At 60.1% G+C, this 1,565-nt stretch carries 4 protein-coding genes; 2 read left to right on the top strand and 2 right to left on the bottom strand.

Annotation, left to right across the window (positions count from 1 at the left end; translation table 11 throughout):
- The coding region (locus tag WH91_RS23290; protein ID WP_144408355.1) for an efflux RND transporter permease subunit at positions 1–215 on the top strand (215 nt) is incomplete at its 5' end.
- Positions 216–321: 106 nt separating this feature from the next.
- Here the strand turns inward: WH91_RS23290 and WH91_RS06810 are convergent.
- Both WH91_RS06810 and WH91_RS06805 read right to left on the bottom strand, forming a co-directional pair.
- Positions 322–558: a heavy-metal-associated domain-containing protein gene (locus WH91_RS06810; protein WP_046170250.1), complete on the bottom strand. Its 237-nt coding sequence runs from the start codon at positions 556–558 to the stop codon at positions 322–324.
- 90 nt (positions 559–648) lie between these two features.
- The gene (locus WH91_RS06805) at positions 649–1,215 is read right to left on the bottom strand and encodes a TetR/AcrR family transcriptional regulator (RefSeq protein ID WP_046170249.1); all 567 of its coding nucleotides are present in this window, start codon (positions 1,213–1,215) and stop codon (positions 649–651) included.
- A gap of 103 nt (positions 1,216–1,318) precedes the next feature.
- Here WH91_RS06805 and WH91_RS24180 point away from each other — a divergent pair, with 103 nt between their 5' ends.
- Entirely contained in the window at positions 1,319–1,495 is a 177-nt protein-coding gene (locus WH91_RS24180; RefSeq protein WP_248305813.1) for a hypothetical protein, read from the top strand.
- The last annotated feature ends 70 nt before the right edge of the window (positions 1,496–1,565 follow it).

Raw genomic sequence — 1,565 nt, 5'->3', positions numbered from 1 at the left:
GCCTTGTACCGATCCTGTGGAGCACAGGCAGCGGTTCGGAGGTCATGCAGCGCATTGCGGTGCCAATGATTGGAGGCATGGTCTCCTCCACGCTTTTGACCCTGGTGGTGATCCCGGCGATTTACGCTCTCGTCAAAGGCTGGCGGCTGCCGCTGGCGGCCGCCAGCAACTCATCGATTGGATCGTCAGAGATCGGTTTCCGAGCTGCGCTATGACGTCTGGGTCCAGCCGCGGGATTGAAGGGTGGCGCGGCCAATTGGCTTTCCGCCGGCAAGGCCTGAAGTGGCGATGATGTCGACCACGACTGACGGGAGGCAACGATCAGAAGGCCCGACGCACGCGTCGGGCCTTCGTTGGTAAGCCGCGCAACTGGCCGGTATATCCAGCGTCCTCGATGGCCTTGGCAAAGCTGGCCGCCGGCTTGTCGCTTTCGATCTTGACGGCATGCGAGCCCAGATCGATCGCAACCTTCGAGCTCGGGTCGACGCTTTTGACCGCTTTTTCGACCGTCGCGACGCAATGGCCGCAGGTCATGTCGTTGACCTGAAACTCATACATCTCGTGATCCTTTTTTGATGGATTGTCACACTGTGGGCCTTCCAACGGTGGGAAGGTCAAGAGCCGATCATCATTTTATCGCAGCTGCGGCTACAGCGGCCGAAGAGCGGCCAGCGTTACCGAGACTAACCGCTCCACCGCCTGCTTCGATCGCAGGTCAGCCGCGCCTGCCACCGCACTGAGGCAAAAGACGGCCAGCTCCCTGGCGGGCACATCCGCACGGATCTTCCCTGCGGCGACGGCTTCGGTGATGATGGAGGAAAGAAATGCTGTCAGGTGTTCCCGAGCGTGAACCATGTGTCCACCCCGATGCAAGGCAATCGCCAGTTCGCCGCCTTCGTGGTCGCGGGCCATCTGCGCATAGGCAGCCAGTACATTTCGCAATCGCGGAAAAGGCGAACCCTCCCCTGACGCGATTGCCTTGAACGACTCCAGATGCCGGTGAACCTGTCGTTCATGGCAGGCAAGCAGCATCGCCTCCACGTCAGGGAAATACTTGTAGAGCGTGGCCCGGCCGATACCGGTCTCCAGCGCTATTTTCGACATTGTCACCGCGGCAAGGCCCTTTCGCGTGACGAGATCGGCTGTCGCGTCGAGGGTCGAATCCCTGACGTTGCGCTTGTGTGCGTCGATCGTGTCGTTCCAGAGCTTGGGCATAGCAGCGTAATAGCGGACAAAGCGGACAAAGCGGCCAGCGTCCCTACAGTGTGAATTCATAGATACATTCTGTCTCGATAAATGGAGTCGACGGGAGGCCTTCATGTCCGATCAAAACCGCAAACCCGCCCCCGGCGGGTATTCGACACCCGGATGGGTGAAGGGGCTCGGCATTGCCGCCGCAGTCGTCGTGGTGCTTCTGATCATCGCTATGGCAGGAGGGCTTGGAGGCAACCACGGTCTTGGACGCCACATGATGCAGGACCAGACAGCGCAATGAGGGCCGGACCGGCATTTCGCAAACTACTGCTGACGCTTCATATAATCACGTCGATGGGATTGGTGGGGGC

This window comes from Devosia psychrophila, assembly GCF_000971275.1.
Classification (GTDB): Bacteria; Pseudomonadota; Alphaproteobacteria; order Rhizobiales; family Devosiaceae; genus Devosia; species Devosia psychrophila.
Note: the sequence above shows the minus strand (reverse complement) of the source record. Positions and strands in the feature narration are given on the sequence as shown.

What these genes read in the sequence shown, in the direction of transcription:
- WH91_RS06810 (WP_046170250.1), bottom strand. Translation starts at nt 558, where the DNA reads ATGTATGAGTTTCAGGTCAACGACATGACCTGCGGCCATTGCGTCGCG.
- WH91_RS06805 (WP_046170249.1), bottom strand. Translation starts at nt 1,215, where the DNA reads ATGCCCAAGCTCTGGAACGACACGATCGACGCACACAAGCGCAACGTC.
- WH91_RS24180 (WP_248305813.1), top strand. Translation starts at nt 1,319, where the DNA reads ATGTCCGATCAAAACCGCAAACCCGCCCCCGGCGGGTATTCGACACCC.